General features: G+C 63.2%; 14 protein-coding genes and 1 pseudogene. 8 read left to right on the top strand and 7 right to left on the bottom strand.

Annotation, left to right across the window (positions count from 1 at the left end; genetic code table 11):
* Window positions 1-18 precede the first annotated feature (18 nt).
* On the bottom strand, window positions 19-1,089 hold the full coding sequence (locus LWC34_RS58155) for a SagB family peptide dehydrogenase (RefSeq protein WP_233727848.1): 1,071 nt from the start codon (window positions 1,087-1,089) through the stop codon (window positions 19-21).
* Between the two features lie 596 nt (window positions 1,090-1,685).
* Here LWC34_RS58155 and LWC34_RS26500 point away from each other — a divergent pair.
* The 3 genes from LWC34_RS26500 to LWC34_RS26510 all read left to right on the top strand — a co-directional run bounded on the left by LWC34_RS26500 (window position 1,686) and on the right by LWC34_RS26510 (window position 6,389).
* Complete coding sequence (locus LWC34_RS26500) at window positions 1,686-3,074, top strand: IS1380 family transposase (protein ID WP_233724823.1); 1,389 nt, start codon at window positions 1,686-1,688, stop codon at window positions 3,072-3,074.
* A 164-nt stretch (window positions 3,075-3,238) separates the two neighbouring features.
* Window positions 3,239-5,170, top strand: coding sequence for an AfsR/SARP family transcriptional regulator (locus tag LWC34_RS26505; protein WP_233727849.1), 1,932 nt, complete (start codon window positions 3,239-3,241; stop codon window positions 5,168-5,170).
* Window positions 5,106-6,389, top strand: a complete 1,284-nt coding sequence (locus LWC34_RS26510; protein ID WP_233727850.1) for a tetratricopeptide repeat protein — start codon at window positions 5,106-5,108, stop codon at window positions 6,387-6,389. The genes LWC34_RS26505 and LWC34_RS26510 overlap by 65 nt, the downstream gene beginning before the upstream one ends.
* Window positions 6,390-6,423: 34 nt before the next feature.
* On the opposite strand, the gene LWC34_RS26515 is transcribed toward LWC34_RS26510, so the two are convergent.
* On the bottom strand, window positions 6,424-7,767 hold the full coding sequence (locus LWC34_RS26515) for an IS701 family transposase (protein ID WP_443667751.1): 1,344 nt from the start codon (window positions 7,765-7,767) through the stop codon (window positions 6,424-6,426).
* 169 nt (window positions 7,768-7,936) lie between these two features.
* Between LWC34_RS26515 and LWC34_RS26520 the strand changes: the two genes are divergently transcribed.
* On the top strand, window positions 7,937-8,794 hold the full coding sequence (locus LWC34_RS26520; protein WP_233727851.1) for a GNAT family N-acetyltransferase: 858 nt from the start codon (window positions 7,937-7,939) through the stop codon (window positions 8,792-8,794).
* A gap of 44 nt (window positions 8,795-8,838) precedes the next feature.
* Here LWC34_RS26520 and fusA read toward each other — a convergent pair whose 3' ends face one another.
* The 5 genes and pseudogenes from fusA to LWC34_RS26545 form a co-directional block, all read right to left on the bottom strand.
* Window positions 8,839-10,860, bottom strand: coding sequence for an elongation factor G (fusA, locus tag LWC34_RS26525; protein WP_233727852.1), 2,022 nt, complete (start codon window positions 10,858-10,860; stop codon window positions 8,839-8,841).
* Window positions 10,861-10,887: 27 nt separating this feature from the next.
* Entirely contained in the window at window positions 10,888-11,718 is an 831-nt protein-coding gene (locus tag LWC34_RS26530; protein WP_233722716.1) for a transposase family protein, read from the bottom strand.
* A 460-nt stretch (window positions 11,719-12,178) separates the two neighbouring features.
* A complete protein-coding gene (locus LWC34_RS26535) occupies window positions 12,179-12,760 on the bottom strand; it encodes a hypothetical protein (RefSeq protein WP_233727853.1) in 582 nt (193 codons plus the stop codon).
* 5 nt (window positions 12,761-12,765) lie between these two features.
* Window positions 12,766-13,418, bottom strand: a pseudogene (locus LWC34_RS26540) (response regulator transcription factor).
* Between the two features lie 82 nt (window positions 13,419-13,500).
* Window positions 13,501-14,418 (bottom strand): malate dehydrogenase, encoded by a 918-nt coding sequence (locus tag LWC34_RS26545; RefSeq protein WP_233727854.1) that lies wholly within the window; start codon window positions 14,416-14,418, stop codon window positions 13,501-13,503.
* Between the two features lie 127 nt (window positions 14,419-14,545).
* Between LWC34_RS26545 and LWC34_RS26550 the strand changes: the two genes are divergently transcribed.
* The 4 genes from LWC34_RS26550 to LWC34_RS26565 all read left to right on the top strand — a co-directional run bounded on the left by LWC34_RS26550 (window position 14,546) and on the right by LWC34_RS26565 (window position 17,261).
* On the top strand, window positions 14,546-14,947 hold the full coding sequence (locus LWC34_RS26550) for a CAP domain-containing protein (RefSeq protein ID WP_233727855.1): 402 nt from the start codon (window positions 14,546-14,548) through the stop codon (window positions 14,945-14,947).
* Window positions 14,948-15,885: 938 nt separating this feature from the next.
* A complete protein-coding gene (locus LWC34_RS26555; protein ID WP_308200138.1) occupies window positions 15,886-16,206 on the top strand; it encodes a WXG100 family type VII secretion target in 321 nt (106 codons plus the stop codon).
* A gap of 30 nt (window positions 16,207-16,236) precedes the next feature.
* The gene (locus LWC34_RS26560) at window positions 16,237-16,527 is read left to right on the top strand and encodes a WXG100 family type VII secretion target (RefSeq protein WP_233727857.1); all 291 of its coding nucleotides are present in this window, start codon (window positions 16,237-16,239) and stop codon (window positions 16,525-16,527) included.
* 92 nt (window positions 16,528-16,619) lie between these two features.
* Entirely contained in the window at window positions 16,620-17,261 is a 642-nt protein-coding gene (locus LWC34_RS26565; RefSeq protein ID WP_233727858.1) for a hypothetical protein, read from the top strand.
* Window positions 17,262-17,276: the final 15 nt, after the last annotated feature.

Below are 17,276 nucleotides of genomic sequence, written 5' to 3' on the forward strand. Positions count from 1 at the left end.
CTGTGTGTTCGATTGAGATCATACTGCTCCCACACCAATCACAGCACAGCCCATCACCAATTCCTGTGCGGCGTCAATCCCCAGTAGGTCTTCCAATCGCTCGTCTCTGATCGCCGCGGTGAAGGTCATTCCAAGCCCGAGCGCGGCAGCGAGCAAGTAGAAGGTCTGGCTCAGATGACCGACGTCGAGGTGCAGCGTGCGATATGTGCGCGCAGTGTTGTACTTCCACGTACTTCGCGCGAGTACGGAGGTGAAGAACATCAGACAACTACTGTCCGCGACCCAATCTTGATCACCAAGGAGCTGAACGAGAGCGTCCGGCGTCTGCGGCGGTCCGAGGAATTCGAGTTCGTTACGCGCGGTGTTCAGATGGTATACCCCAGGATCAATCCCGGAGACCCGATGCGAGTGCACATAGATCTCGGTAGGGTGCCTGCCGCCACCGGATGGCGAAGTCTTGAAGGCGGTCTGCGTCCGCTCGTCCAGTTGGGTGATCCCCCCACCCCATCGGAGCAACGCGCTGATCGCCTCGAACGACACGTCCTCGCCGTTGAATTTCCGACTACTCCGCCGATGGGAAAGAACATCGAGAAAATCGGAACGAACCATTGCCGCCGTGTCCGCCGCCAGCGGGACACGGAGCGTTGACGGCAGCTCCCTGCTGGCAGGCGGTGGCGGTTCGTGCTCAAGGCGCTCCCGTAGCCGCTGCTCATCCTCCTCGGGCGTGATGAATGGCTGGTCGCGGAGGTTGCGTGTCTCGGTGTGGAACAGCGCGGCGAGCCGGCCCCAGCGATGCCAAGCGGCCTCGTGTTCCTCCTCGGCACGGTGCCGTTCGGAGTCCCAAGTAATGAGGATGTTTGCCGCACGCATTCGCTCGGTGATCGCGACCAGATACTCGGCGTGGTCGTTGTCGCGAGCGTGTTTACGAACGGTAGTCAGAGGTTGCCAGGTGGTGAAGCAGCGGAGTACCACATCAGCTTCTTGGCCGACCGCGAAACGCCGATGAGTCAGAGTGTCATGCCAGATCAGCTGATCGGCTTGCCATAGCAACGCGCCATATGACGAGATGCGCAGTCTTGGGTCATCCACGTGTCGGTCAAGCCCGCTGGTGTTGGGTCAGTCGAGATCCGGAGCCCACTCGGCCCACGAGAGCAGTATGTCGGCCGGCTGGTAGGCGTCGGATAACTCGATAATGACGTTTTCGACGGCGATGGTGTTCATCGTACGCTCCTCAGGCCGGGCATAACCTGAGCTGAGGATACCGCAATACGGTTGCCGAACCATTTCAAGCAGATAGTTATTAAGTACCACCTACCGCTCGAGACGCGGTTCAAGTTTGGCCGACTCATACCACTGTAACGGCTCAGCGGATTATCCTACGGGAACCAACAGCATCAACGCGTGCGCGCTGTGTAGTCGGGCGTTGACTAGATAGTCTTGACGAACACTTGGGAAGGTGGCGGCGGTGAGGTGCCAGTAATTGATTTTCGCTTGCTTGGCCCGGTCGCCGTACTGCGTGCCGGCCAGCCGGTGCATGTTCCCGCTGGCAGCCAGCAAATCGCACTAGCCTGCGTCTTTCGCGCGAAATAGTGCGACACGGGCTATAGATGCACGGAAGTGCCGTCCTGCAAGGGAAACTGTTGTTTGCGATGACAGCAGATCCCAAGCAGAAGGGCACTCCGTAGGTGAAGCGTAGCAAGCGGTCGAGGCGGGTCAAGGTCAGTGCTGATGGGCGTGGTGTGGTGTCGCATGCCGGGGTGGGGATGTTGCGGGAGTTGGCCCAGGACACCGGCCTGGTCGCGGGGGTGAACGAGGCGTTGGTCGACACGTATGCCGGTCCGTGGATGCATGCACCAGGACAGGTGTTCGCCGACATGGCCGTGGCCATCGCCGATGGCGGCGACTGTGTCTCGCACATCGAGGTCTTCGGTGACCAGCATGCGGTGTGCGGGCCGGTGGCCAGCATGCCGACCGCCTGGCGGATGCTGGACCGGATCGACGAAGCGCATCTGCCGGGGATACTCGCCGCGCGGGCGGCGGCCCGAGAACGGGCGTGGGCCGCGGGTGCCGGCCCGGACCTGACCGGGCTGCTGCGGATCGATTTCGACGCCACGGTCACGATTTCCCATGCTGAGGACAAGGAGAACGCGGCCAAAACCTGGAAACGGACGTTTGGTTTTCACCCGTTGTTGGCGTTTCTGGACCGCCCAGAGGTCTCGGGAGGCGAAGCACTGGCGGGCCTGCTGCGGGCGGGTAACGCCGGGTCGAACACGGCAGCAGACCACATCGCGGTGCTGGAGCGGGCGTTGGCGTCGTTACCCGCCCATGCCCGGCCACGTCCGGGTGATCCGGACTCGGTGCGGGTGGTAGCCCGCTCGGACTCCGCCGGTGCCACCCTCGCGTTCGCGCAGGCGTGCCGGGAGCGGGGAGTGTGGTTCTCCTTCGGGTTCCCGGTGGATGCCCGCATCCAGGTCGTGGTCGATCAGATTCCCGACCAGGCATGGGAATCGGCCATCGACCGTGCGGGCGGGATCCGGGATGGTGCCTGGGTCGCCGACATCACCGGAATGCTCGACCTGTCGAGTTGGCCTGCCGGATCGAAGGTCATCGTGCGTGCTGAACGTCCCCATCCCGGCGCCCAGTTGAGGTTCACCGATGTGGACGGGCATCGGATCACCGCGTTCATCACCGACATCCCCGACCGGGTCATCCCCGGTCAGACCGCCGGTCTGGAACTGCACCACCGCCAGCACGCCCGGGTGGAAGACCGCATCCGCCAAGCCAAGGCCACCGGCCTGCGCAACCTGCCCTGTCGTGGGTTCGCGGAGAACACCGCCTGGCTGGAGACGTTACTGGCGGCCACTGATCTGGTGTGTTGGGCGAAAATCCTGGGTTTCACCGGCACACCCGTGCTGGCGCGCGCCGAGATCGCTACGTTCCGGAACTTGGTGCTGCACGTGGGCGCCCGAATCACTCGTGGTGCCCGGCAAGTCCGGATCCGCATCGATGAAACCTGTGCCTATGCCCACGCGATCGCCCAGGGCTGGTTGAAGATCCGCGCCGCCTTCACCTGATCCGCACCCCTGTCCCTACGATCGGCAAGAACCGGAGCGGCCGACACAAGCAGGTCGGCGGGCTAGCCACGCTCACAGTCGGAAACACTCACGGCAAGATCGACAAAACCACAAGCAAGATCAACTAAATACTGCGCGAAAGGCCGAGGCTAGCCTGTTTGTTGTTGCGCGCCAACCAGGTTGTGTCGATCCATGACCTTGTCGAGTGGCTCTGGGAGGACGAACCGCCGAGTGACGCGTGGGAGAGTGCGAAGGCCTACGTTCGCCGATTACGCCGAACGCTGCAGTCGCCTGGCCTGATCGAGGCGTTGCCCGACGGGTTCCGACTCAGCGTGCCGACGGATGCTGTCGATCTGCTGCGGTTTCGCCGCTTGCTGCAGGAAGCTGAAAACTTATGTGGTGACGAGCGGCTCGCTCAGCTCGACCAAGCACTCGCGCTGTGGGGCGATGAGCCGTTGGCGAGCTTGCCGCCGAGTACGGCGAAGTCGCGTGCCACAGACGCGTTGGTTGAGGAGTATGGCCAGGCGATCGAGAAACGTGCGGACGCGTATCTGAGTTTGGGGCGTCACGCTGAGCTGGTCACTGATCTCCGCGCGACGACCGCACGCTATCCGGAGCGCGAGCGCGTCTGGTCCCAGCTCATGGTGGCGCTGTATCGCTCAGGTAAGCGGGTGGAAGCGCTTGCGGCGTATCGACGAGTACGCGCGTACTTGGCCACGGAGTTCGGAATCGCGCCCGGCGCCGACCTGGAACGCGTTCATCATGGGATTCTGACCGGAACGCTCGACGCAGGCAACGGCACTACCCACCCCGATGTGGCCGCTGTCCCGCTCGTACATCTCACTCCCGCACAGCTACCGGCCGCTATCGCCGACTTTGTCGGGCGCTCCAGTGAACTGGCCACCGCGCGCGCCGCGTTGACTACGCCATCCGGTGCGGGTGCGCCGGCACTCGTCATCAGCGGTATGCCAGGCGTTGGCAAGAGTGCGTTCGCGATCAAACTCGCCCACGAGATACGCACCAGGTTCCCTGACGGGCAGCTGTTCATCGATTTGCATGGTTACTCCGAGCACACGCCGCTGAGTCCCGAACGGGTCCTCAGCCGCATCCTGCCCGCGCTTGGCCTGCCATCCACTCATGTTCCGACCGATCTCGAGGATCTGACCAACACGTATCGCAGCCTGGTCGCCGATCGCCGCATTCTGCTTGTCCTCGACAACGCGGCGAACGCACAGCAGGTACACGATTTGATCCCGGCAGCACCCGAATCCGCCGTCCTGATCACCAGCCGATCGCAGATGCCGAGCCTGGCCGCGTTGACCGGAGCGCGGTTGCTGCCGCTTGCGCCGTTGTCGCCACGTGATTCGGAACAGCTGATTCGCTCCATCCTTGAGACCGCTGGCAAGCCCGCCGACACTGACATCGGTCAGATCATCAAGCTGTGCGGGCACTTGCCATTGGCCATGCGTGTGGCTGCGACCGCTTACCTGCACAGCGCGCGCCCGCTGGCCGAGTTCATCACCGAGTTGGAAGAACATGACCGTCTCTCCGCACTGACGATCGCCGACAATCCACGAGCGACAGTGCGTGCAGTCTTCGACTTGTCCTACCGGACTCTCTCACCTGCCACAGCCCGCTTGTTCCGTCTGCTCAGCCTTGTGCCCGGACCTGAGTTCTGCCGCAACTGCGCACATCACGTCGCCGGGGTCGTTCCCGCGCAGGCAGAGCAGTTGCTCAGGGAACTCAGTGCGGCCAGCCTCATCCTCCCCAGTCGGCCCCGTCAATACCGGTTTCACGACCTCGTGCGCTTATACGCCCACGACCGGTGCGTGACCGAGGACGATCACACTGAATTGCATGCCGCCCTTGCGCGTCTGCACAGGTACTACGTTCACACTGCCGACCAGGCCGCGGACGCGTTGTACCCCACATGGATCCGCCTGCCACGTACGCATCCCTCCATCGTGACGGCCGAGCCTCCCCCAGTCGTGCCGAACGCCGCGCAGTGGATGAGGCGACGAAGCACCGAACATGATCGCGACCATTCGCCACACCGCCCAGTATGGGCCCGTCGAGGTTTCCTGGTACCTGTGTGAGTCACTGCGCCCTTACGTGGTAACACACGCCGAGTACCGCATCGAGGCGCTCGGTGCCTTCGAGATCGCGTTGCGCGCCGCGACAAGTGCCGAGAATCGCAGGGCGATGGCCTCCATCCATTCCGCCTTCTCCTCGGTCTACCTGCGCGCACGGGATATCCAACGCGCACTCCCACATATCAGAGCCGAATTGGGCCAGTACCTGGAGCTGGGGTTCACCGAAGGCGAGACTCGTGCCCGGATGGCGCTCGGCGACGCGCTTGGAACGCAGGGATACCTTCAGGATGCGGCCGACCACATGAGTGAGGCGTTGCGTCTCGCCGAGCAGAACAACTACACCGGACTTCAGTTGCTCGCGTTGTTGAACTTCAGCGTGCTGGAAGAATGGCGAGACCAGCTCGACGTCGCCAAAAAGTACGTACTGTCCGCGTTCGACTTGATCAGCGCCACTTCGAGCAGTTCGACCAAAGGCGCGGTGCACATGACCCTCGGTATGGTCCTGGTCCGCAAGGGGGAATTCGCTGCGGCCATCGAACAGCACCTGACCGCGCTCGAGTGCTTCCGGCAAGGCGGAGACCTGCATTTTGAGTCCCAAGCGCTCCGCGGACTGGCCCAGGCCTACTTGAAAACGGGTGATACCAAGGCGTCGATCACGAACGCGACCAAAGCTCTCGCGGCCGCTGAAGAACTTGGCGATGAGTATGACATCGCGGACTCCTTGATCTCACTCGCCGGTACTTGTCACGAACTTGACCTCATCGCACAAGCACGTTCCCATGTGGACGCGGCGTTGGCGATGTGCGAAAAGCTGGGATACAAGAAGGCGCACATCGAAGCCCTGCTGCAGTTGGCGTCGATCGACAAAACCGAGGGCCTGCTCGACCGTGCGGAAGGACATGCCAGCCATGCGATCGAGCTTGCGTTGCAAGGGGAATTGCTGCGGCTACGCGGGGACGCGGAGATACTCTTTGCCTGGATCACCCATGAAAGAGGTGACCATGACCAGGCGCTTCGGCACGCCAGCAACGGGTTCACGATTCATCAGAAAGTGAACTCACCCTACGGGCAGACGCGCGCTTTGCACATCAAAGGTCTCGCCTTGCTGGCGCAGGGGCATCGCGAACAGGCTAAGCACGAGTGGGTGATGTCGCTGGAGTTCTTTCATGGTCCTGCCCCGGAAATCGATGCGATCCGCAAGGCCATCGCCGAAATATCCTGAGCGATCCGTGTGCTAGTACGGCAGCAGCCATTCGTTAGCTGACCTGGGTGATCTTGATGTCGCGGGCGAGTCTGGCGCGTTTGTGGAACCAGCGTGATCGTGCTTGATGCCTGCGGCGCCAGTTCACCCAGTGGGTTGCGTGTCCAGGTGGTCGGGGTGTGGTGGTGCCGGCGATCAGATGCTTGATTTCGGGGATGGTGAGCGGGATCAGGCCGGGATCAGCGGGTGGGAGCTGGTCGGGGTGTAGGGGTTCGGGGGCTTGACTGTCGGTGCGGTCGCGGAGCAGTGCGGCGGTGACCGCGCAGACCGCAAGAGCGGCGCATACAAGCACGGCGTGTCGGGCGATCGCGGTGTAGAGCCTGACCTGAGCCTGGTCCAGGCCGAAACAGTCTTTGCCGAACTCGAATCCTTCCTCGACAGGCCAACGCAGCCCGGCGGCGCGGATCAGCCGGGTCTTGGTGAGCAGTGCGCTTTCGGGCACGTAGCAGTAGTGGAAGGCCAACTCGCCGGTGCGCAGGTGTTTGCGGATGAGGAGGTAGTGGCGGGCCGAGTTGGTGGCGATCCAGGCCCAGGCATACCACCGGTCGCCTTTGGAGCCCTTGCCGGCCGAGCGGATTTCCCACTGTCGCTCGCGTTTCAGCAATGTCTTCGTGGCCTGGTCGCAGGACAGCTCCATGCCGCTGGACAGGATGATCCGGAAGTTCTTCTGAACCCGCAGCACATAGGCTTGCTTGTCGGCCTCGAAGTGGGCCCGCAACTCGGTGCAGCTGCCGTAAACCTCGTCCCCGCAGTAGAAATCAGGCCGGAACCCGTCCGCGGCCACCGTCGTGCAGATGTCGATGGCCAACTGTCCTTTGGTGCGGAACGTCAGATCCAGGGGAAGCGCCGAGCGCAGCGACGTCACCGGGTCGCTGATGTGCTCTTCGGGAATCCACTGTTGGAACCCGATCAACGCATGCCCGACACCTTCGCGCACATAGGACAGGTGCACCGTGTTGATCCCGTTCTCCACCCGACCCGCGCAGCCCAGATGCTGCCGTTTGACACCCGCGGTGGCTTCACCTTTCTTCTGCTGCCCCGTCTCATCCAGCGCCCCGATCACCAACTTCCCGCGCCGGCGCCCGCCCTTGCGGGCCGCTTCCTCCAACCCGGACACCGCGAACCGCCGGATCTGCGCCATCGCCTCGGCCTCGTCCCACACCGCCCGGTTCAGCAGCCGCTGCGTCCGATCCGGTGTCCGGTCCCCGACATACTCAGCGATGGTCCAGCCGTTCCGTTTCGGCAGCTCGCTTGTCACCGCCCGCACGTACTTACGCGCCTGCACGAACGGCTCGATCCGCCGAAAACACGAACGCAGCCGTTCGGACAGCTCACCCAGTTTCCGCCCAGCCAACCGAGCACCTATCCTGGCAGCCGCAGCCGCCTGCGATCCTGTAGTTCTCACAAACACATGATCAACAGGCGGCTGCCCCATGTCGCCACCGGCCCCAGCTACACATCCCCACAGGTCACAACCCGAATGGCTGCTGCCGTACTAGGAAGGACGCATGGGCATCCCCTTGCGTACTGAACGGCTCTGGCTTGTTCCGTTGGATTCTGCGGCTGACGCGGCCGATGTTCATGTTGCGTTCGCTGATCCGGAGGTGATGATGTATTGGGACGAGCCTCCGTCGAGGGATGTTGGGGAGACTGCTGGGCGGCTTGCCGGGGCCGTTGGTGACTATTGGACGGTTCGGGATGTTGATGGTGGGCCGGTACTTGGGCTGATTGGGATTATGGGTGGGGTTGATATTCCTGGCCTGCAATGGATTCTGCGCCGTGATGTATGGGGGCGGGGGTATGCGGGTGAGGCAGCCATCGCTTTTGTTGAGTATGCGTTGGGGGAGTTGGGTTTGGAGCGGGTTGAGGCTTGGGTTGACATTGCCAATGGACGGTCGATTGCGGTTGCTCGGCGGGCTGGGCTTACTGAACGGGGTCGCCTTCCGCAGCGCTACCCGCATCGGGATCGTCCACATGAGACTGTGGTGATGGGGCGGGCTCGGCTGGCTGAGCCGACTGTCGTTCTCAACGTTGTCGTTGAGCTTCCGGTGCGGGATGTGTCTGGCACTTCTGGTTTGTTTGAGAACGTTTTCGGCTGCACGGTTCTGTTTACCGAGGATGACTTTGCTGGTCTGGGCATTGGGGCTTGGAGTGGTGGGCGGCGGATTCATTTGGTTACCGATGAAAGGCCTAGTCCGGTTCGGCTGTCGTTGGAGACTGTCACCGAGTTCGACGCCATTCACGCTCGCGCGGTCGCTGCTGGGGTGCAGATCGGTCAGTATCCGGTTGTTCAGCCTTGGGGGAGGCGGGAGTTCGTGATTGCTCTTCCTGACGGGCATGAGGTCACTGTTAGTGGACCTCTGTAGCAATGGCCCCGCCCGCGGTGCTTAGCGGGCGAGGCCATTTTCGGTCAGTGGGCCGAGGCTGTGGCCGGTACTGGGGCGTAGCCGGCCGGTTCAGCCGTGAAGGCTCCTCTGCCTTGGGTTCGGCTGCGCAGGCGATCCGCGTAACCGAACAGTTCGGCCAGCGGCACGGTTGCGGTGATTGTCACCGCTTTCGCGTGCGTGACCGAGGCTGTGACTCGGCCGCGGCGCATCGCTAGGTCTCCGAGGACGCCACCGACGGCGTCTTCGGCGATCGTGACTGTCACCTCCGACATTGGTTCCAGCAGCTCCATCACGCACGCGCGCAACGCTTCCCACAGCCCGAGTCGCCCGGCCGTCCGGAACGCCACGTCCGATGAGTCCTTCGAGTGGGTTGCGCCGTCGGTCAACGTAACCTTGAGGCCTGTTACTGGATGGCCTCCGATGGGACCTTCGGACAGGGCGTCGCGGCAGCCTGCTTCTACCGCTCTGATGTATTCGCGCGGCACCTTTCCTCCGACCACTGTGGATTGGAATTCGAAGTCGTTTGTCTGTAACGGTTCCACGTCGATCACGACGTGGGCGAACTGGCCTGCTCCGCCTTCTTGCTTGACGTGCCGGTACACCAGTCCGGACACGCCGCGCTCCACCGTCTCCCGGTATGCCACCTTTGGACGGCCGACGGCGATTTCCAGGCCTCGGCTTCGGCGGATCTTCTCCACCGCTACCTCCAGGTGTAGTTCGCCCATTCCTGACAGCACTGTCTGGCCAGTTTCCTGGTCTGTTCGCACGGTCAACGACGGGTCTTCTTCGACCAACTGCGCCAACGCCGCCGTCACCTTGTCGGTGTCGACCGACTTGCGTGCTTCGACCGCCACGGAGACAACGGGATTGGCGACCCGTGGACGTTCGAGCAGCAACGGCGCCTTCGGTGCGCAGAGGCTGGCTCCGACACGAGCTGACTTCGGACCGATTACGGCGACGATGTCGCCTGCCGACGCCTGATCCAGCTCCGTGTGCCGGTCGGCGTGCACGCGCAGGATCCGGGCTACTCGCTCGGTTCGCCGTGCTTCAACGTCAAGCACGATCGCTCCTTTTTGGATCATTCCTGAGTAGACACGCAGATACGTCAACCTGCCGGTGGCTGTCGCGACAACCTTGAACACCAGCGCTGCGAACGGTTCCGCTGGGTCGGCGTGCCGCTGCGTTACTGTGCCGTCCTGGATTCCTTGTACCGGTGGCACATCCAATGGTGACGGCAGGTACGCGACAACCGCCGCGAGCAACGGCTCGATTCCGCGGTTGCGGTAAGCCGAGCCGCGCAACACGACCAGACCTTCACCACTGTGCGTCAGGTCGCGCAATGCTGTTGCCAGTGTGGCTGCGGAGATCGTCGAGTCCGTGCAGAACTCCTCCATGGCCGCCGGATGCCGTTCCGCCACCGCCTCTTCCAGGATGTGTCGTCGCCGCTGGGCTTCCGTTTGCAGTGCTTCCGGCACTGGGCCTTCGACACAACGGCCGTCCACCCAGGACAGTGTGCACATCTCGACCAGGTCGACCACGCCGACGAACTCGTTCTCCTGGCCGATCGGCAGGTGTGCCACGAGCGGTACCGGATGTAGCCGCTCACGGATCGACGCCACAGCGGCATCGAGATCGGCGCCTACGCGGTCCATCTTGTTGACGAACGCGATGCGCGGCACGCCATACCGGTCCGCCTGCCGCCACACCGATTCGCTTTGCGGTTCAACGCCTGCCACAGCGTCGAACACCACGATGGCGCCGTCCAACACGCGCAGCGAACGTTCGACCTCGTCGGAAAAGTCGACGTGGCCAGGTGTGTCGATCAGGTTGATGCGGTGACCGTCCCACGTGCAGCTGACCGCCGCGGCGAAGATGGTTATGCCACGGTCGCGTTCCTGGGAGTCGAAGTCGGTAACGGTTGTCCCGTCGTGAACCTCGCCGCGCTTGTGCGTCGTGCCTGTCGCATAGAGGATCCGTTCGGTGAGAGTGGTTTTGCCCGCGTCTACGTGAGCGAGAATGCCAAGGTTACGAATGTTGGTACGCACGGCACATTGAGGTGATCTCAGCGACTTTCACGCGATCTTGCCGTGTTCGAAATGCGTGAGGACAAGGGCGGCTTTGATGATGTCGCCGATCTTGCTGGGGTTGGCGGTGAGATGCCGCAGGCTGCGCCAGCGTTCGGTGAGTAGGGCGAAACCACGTTCGCCCAGACACCGTAGGCCACGCAGCAGAGCGTTGCGTGTGCGGGTGTCCACGTCGAGGACCTGGCCATCGGCAGGCTGTTTGACCGGGGTGTGCACGCCGATGCCGGCACCGTCGTAGCCGCCATCGGCCAGCGTCGGCAGATCAAGGTGCGAGGCGGCCCAGTACAGCGCACCCAGCACATGCTCGCGCGCCACGGTCAAGTCATGGAGTGAACCGGGCTCGACATCCGAGACCCACCACGGAAAACCGTCCGGCGCGCACAGCGCTTGGATGTTGCCGCCGTGCTCGCGGGCTTTGCCGGAGTACCACAGGTCGATCGGCTCGCCTTTCACGCTCAACGTTTTCTCGCTACAGCGATCGGCGGAGAAGACCTTTCCATCGAGGATCACGTAGGCCGTGCCCTCATCCTTGGCCCGCTGCAGGGCCTCATGCAGGTCCGGCGCCTGCTCGGCGAGCACGATGACGACCTCATCCAAGTAGCGGTAGCCGGTGGCGCGGGAGATGCCGTGATCGCGAGCCAGGGCGGGGACGTCGGTGTTCTGCCGGAACCAGCGCAGGCCCAGCACCGCGTGGCGAAAGCAGGTCAACGCCCTGCTGTTCTTGCGGGTGCCGCGTCGGCGGCGTTCGGCGTGCAGCAGCCGGCTGAGGTAGAGGGCCAGTTCACGCGGGACATCGAGCATGGCACGATACGCAATCACGGGGAGCCTTCTGGTCCGGACTTGATCTTCGCAATCCAGTTCTACCAAGGGCTCCCCGCCCATCTTTCCCCGGGTCTCACCACTCCCCAGTACATCGACCAGCGCTCGTCCGAGCAGCTTCGCGGCTCAACAAACGAACCAGAATCTTGGTGAGATTACCTCATTGCCCTTTCAGGGTGATCAGAGAACATGTCGGCGCGATTCACGGGACATCGACCCGCGGGAACGTGCGGCCGCTTAAGGGCCGCACGGTTCAATGGCGCTGGGTATTCGTCACCGGGTCCGGTGCCGGCCGCGCAGCCGGCACCGGGCGCGCGAAGACATCAGGATCACCTCGTATCGCGACTGCAGGGCAACGGCTTCGTGACGCAACACGGCCTGCCCCCTCTAATCGCGGCGCACTGCACTCGGATGGCAGCACGGATTTCGGGGGAACTGTACCGAATCCCGATTGGACGGTCTACCGATTTTCGGCGATCAGGTCCGTGCGGAGCGTCCCGGCGCGTACTGAGCTGCCAGACTCGCCAGCGCCACCGCTGCGACCAGCAGCCCGAAGTCGCGGGGCGCGACGTCGTAGAAACCGGGCAGGGAAAGCAGATTGATGATGATCGCGGCCAGCCACGCAGCGACGAGCCACCCGCCGAACCGCGGGATGATGGCGACTACGACGCCCGCGACGATCCGTGATCGCCAGCGCGATCCCACCCTGTACCAGCAGCTGGTTCATGTTGTCGTTGCGTTGCTGCACCGCCCCGTCGCGCAACGCCTGCATTTGCTCATTTGTTGGCATGCCGGTGAGTTCCGGCGCCTCGCCGGGGGCGGGGATGCCAGGCTGGTTGTACCGCTCGTCGACGGTGCCAGCGATGCCACCGTCACCCTTGAAGGGCAACGCCCCCTGAGTGGCGTTGTCCACCAGCACGTAGGTCAGCGCAAGCAGCGCGATCACGGAAACCAGGAAGAGGCTGCCGTAAACCAGAGTGAGCCGCAGCCGCAAGGGCCGCCGCGGCAATCCTTTGCCGGCCAGCCGGCTCGCGAGGCCCATGCCGGTCAGATTCGATAACCGGACTTGGCGACCGTCTGGATGACCGGCGGATCGCCGAGTTTCGTCCGCAGCCTGCTGACCGTGATCTTCACGGCGTTGGTGAACGGATCCGCCTGCTCGTCCCAGACCCGCTCGAGCAGCTCCTCGGCCGACACGATCCGGTCCTGAGCGGCCAGGAGCAGTTCGAGGACCCCGAACTCCTTGTGGGTGAGCTGCAGCTCCTCATCGCCGCGATGAACCGTGCGCTGCGAGGTGTCCACGACCAGCTCACCGTGCCGGAGCATGGGCGGATGGGCGGGCTGGCTACGCCGGCCAGCGCGCTGATTCGTGCGACGAGCACCGGGAAGTCGAATGGCTTCGGCAGGTAGTCGTCGGCGCCAATGGCCAGCCCGTCGACCAGGTCCTCGGTGCTCGACGCGGCCGTCAGCATGAGTACCCGGCTCTGGCACCCGCCCTTGACCAATTCGGCGCAAACCCCGTCACCGTGCATGCAGGGCAGGTCCCGATCGAGCACGATCACGTTGTAGTCGTTGACCAGGGCCCGTTCCAGTCCACTTGGCCCGTCAAGCGCGATATCGACGGACATTCTGGCCCGGCGCAGCCCGATCCCGATCGTGCGCGCCATTTCCTCGTCGTCCTCGACGACCAGCACCCGCACCGTTCGTCCCTTCTGTGCACGAGGACACAAAAGTCCAGCATGCCGAGTCCAAGGTTTCGCCGCAGTTTCAGAATTGGGCCAATTAGGCCTGGTCGAGCTCGTCGAGCGTCCTGGCGACATCGGCAGCGGCGCTGCTCATGGCCCGGCGCTCACCCTCGGTGAGACCCCATTCCTCGATCCGGTCGAGGCCCTTGCGCCCGAGCACCACAGGCACGGACAAGCTGACTCCGTCGACGCCATACTCGCCGTCAAGAACGACGGACGCAGGCAGGACGGCGCCGGATTCGGTGGCGATGGCCTCGATCATGACCGCGATCCCGAGCCCAGTGGTCCAGGTCGTGGTCCGGCCAGAGTCGAGGGCGACATGCCGCTGGTACCAGGTGTCGGTGTAGGCCTTCGTGGCCGCGAGCTGCTCGTCCGTGAGAGTCACCGGCTGCCCGCCCACGCTGACGCGGCTGTACAGCGGCACCTGGCCGTCCCCATGGTCACCGATCACCCAGGCATCGACGTCCCGCGGGTGCGCGTTGAGCGCCTCGGCGATCCCGGTACGCAGGCGCAGGCTGTCGTTGAGGGTGTAGCCGATGAGCCGGTGCCTCGGCACCCACCCCTGCCGGTGGACGTAGGTGGTCAGCGGATCGACCGGGTTGGTCACCAGCAGCACCAAGCCCTGGAAGGCCGAGCTGGCCAGCGGCGCGAGCACCTCGTCGACGATGCGGGCATTCTCGGCAAGGTAGACGAGCCGCGAAGTGTTGAGCCGCAGGGGAACCGCCGCGCTGACCACCACGATGTCGGCATCGAGGGCATCCTCGGCCGTCCCACCACGAACCGTCGTCGGGCTCGATCCAAGCGCAGCGGCATTCTCCAGGTCCATCGTGTGACTGGTGATCATGTTCGGCCTGGTGTCGACGAGCACAACCTCATACGTCCCGGCAACCCGCAGCAGGTTGAAAGCGGCCGACGAACCAATCCCGCCAGCCCCACCGATGATGACGACCTTCATCGCAGTCCCCTCAGAGTCTCGACATGCCCCCGCTCATCCATACACTGGCTGGCGTTCATTGGCTATGGGCCCGAGTCAACGCGGGACAACTGGGTTCCGTTCGGCCACCGCGGATTACTCTTCCGGTGTGAGTCTTGGGCGCGCGGTGGAACGAGCGTGGATGGAGGACAAGGTCCGCTCGTTGGTCAACCTGCAACGTAGCTGGTATGACTTGGCCGCGCTGCGCACAGACGAGCGGCTGCGACTGTCAGCACGCCTGCACAGTGCCGAAATGGCACGGCAAGGCGTTTGTGCCCATCAAGTCCCCGGTGAGCCCGACACGTGGGAGCGGATGCTCGCCGTTGGCTACGCACAACCGGCGGGCGAGAACGTCGCCTTTGGACTGACATCGGCCGCATCGGTTGTGGAAGCGTGGATGCGCAGCCCTGGGCATCGCGCGAACATCCTGCATCCCGACTTCGCGGCGATCGGCGTCGGCTTGTTCATCAGCGATGAAGGACATTGGTGGACGCAGAACTTCGGATACTGAAGTTCGATCTTGGGGTTCGTTCGTCCATTGTGGACGCTCACGCCGCCGTCGGGTGCTTGGTGCCGGCGGTAGGTATTTGGCATAGGGTCGATCACCCCGGGTAGTGGTGTCTATTGAATTGGTAAAACCGCCTGGCTGGTCGGGTCATTTTCGTGCCGCTGGAACGCGACGTGGGAATTTGACAATCTCGCCCGTTTTGGTTAGGCGTGGCCGGGCGTTCTTTGGTGGGATCTTGCGGCACTTTTGGTCAAGCGGTCGCGACCAAAAGTTTCTTAGTTCACCCTGTGCGGTGACGTGCCGGTTCAATCGCGGAATGGCGTCCAGCGAATGCCGTGGTCATGGTCGTCGTATCCGTCGGGATACAGGATGGCAACGAAAAGGTCAACAATGCGCAGTGCTGCACGTTCGCCGATTTCGGTGAACAGTATTCAATGGCTGTGCGCGCTGGGGTGTCGGCAACCCGGGGTGTCGCGCTCTGTGACGATCGATGCGATACGGCGTCATCGGGCTGGTCAAACGTGCTTTGATCTGGTGATTTGAGTCAGCAAAGCAAGATCGTTGCCGACCTTTTTCGGTGCCCGACCCGGCCGTGCCAGGCAGAAAGAACTGCTGACGTCGGCCGGGTCAGGTGGGGGTGAGTGTGTTGTTCCCGAGTGGGAACGATGGACACTATAAACACGTCGCCGCTGTACTGGCGGTGGCATTCTTTTGCCACGGCTGACGTGGTAACAACGGGAAAATCTGGGTTGGTTTTTCGGGCACGACTGTTGCGGATTGAAAGGTCGTGCCGTTAGCTTTCTGTCGAACGGGGACGTCAGTGCACAGATTTGGCTGCTCGCGACCTCGATTCGTTACCTGCCTCAATATGAAACCTGTTCGGGTTTGGCGCGGCCGTGGCCATGCCGCCCGAGAACTTCCGATGAGGAACGGAGGGCGCGGTGTCGTCACCTCATATTTCCGTAACGCTCGACGGCATGAGCCAGTCGCAGAACACGATCCAGCAGCGGGTCGAGGACTTCACGACTGAGAAGACCAACATCGAAAACCAGATCAACAGCCTGCGAGGGGCCTGGACCGGAGAGGCGGCGAACCGGTTCTACTCCGGCATCGACTCGTGGCTCGCGGGCTTCCAGAAGTCCATCGACGCGCTGCGTAACATGGGTGAGTTGATGCAGCGCAACGGCGTTGTGTTCGGCAACACCGAGTCGGATGCCGTCAGGACCGCCAGCAGTGTAGGTACCGGGCTCGAAGGCGTGTGACGTGACCCAACTACCGACTAGGAGTGTGCGATGAGCTCACCTACGTACACGTTCAGGGAAGCCGACGGTATCGCCACCATGCAGGCGATGCAGCGGGCCAGCGACAACATGACCTCATACGTCGAGCAGCTGCTGGCAAGCAACCGCGCACAGCTCGAGCTGTGGGACGGTGAGTCCAAGAACCGGTTCGGGACGTACGAGGCGGAGTGGCGCGCAGGCAACGCTCAGTGTGAGACGTCGCTGAAGCAGGCCGCGAAGGCGCTGGCAGACATCACCGAGGGCTACACCGCAGCGGACAAGTACGCCGCTTCCATTTGGTGATCCTGCTTCACAGCCGGGCGGGACGTGGTCCCGCCCGGTCTTCACCTACGAGCCTCCGAGACTGATCAACTCGCCGGAAGGATGCCGACGACATGCCATCAATGGAAGGCGGCCACACCGCCGTAACCGAACATCAGCAGAACAAGGACGCGGAGGCACAAAAACAAGCCGAGAACGAGGCGAACCGGCCTGATTTCGGCGGCCGGGACGACAGCTGGACGAAGGGCGACTCCAAGAGCGTCCACCCTTACTTCGACAAGCCGGACGACCCCTACGACCCGGACTACCAGCCGATGCCCTTCGGTGGCGGCTCGGGGCTGGAAAACCACAAGCCACCGACCTTCTCAGGTGGAGGCGGTGGAGCCGATGGTGGCACGGTCGTCAGCGTCGAGGACATCAGGAAGTTCGGAGACTGGTGCGGAACACTGATCCCCGCGGTCCAGGACCGGCGCAAGGAACTACAGGAGCTCGCCGGTGTGGGCGGGATCAAACCGGGTTACTTCGGTGCGGCGAGAACACTAGCCGACAAGATCAACGGCGGCGCGCTCCTCGGCAAGACGATCGAAATGCTGATCAGCGTTGAGAACACACTGACGCACGCTCAGCAGACGTGCTACAGCATCGCCGACAAGTACAAGTCCACTGAGGAACTCAACGCGGCCGACGCTCGCGAGGTCGCGTTGATGATGAACCAGGTTGTCAGCGACGTGAACGGCCTGAACATCGGCGCCTGAGGCGTCCACAGTGGT

The organism is Kibdelosporangium philippinense (genome assembly GCF_021390435.2).
GTDB lineage: Bacteria > Actinomycetota > Actinomycetes > Mycobacteriales > Pseudonocardiaceae > Kibdelosporangium > Kibdelosporangium philippinense.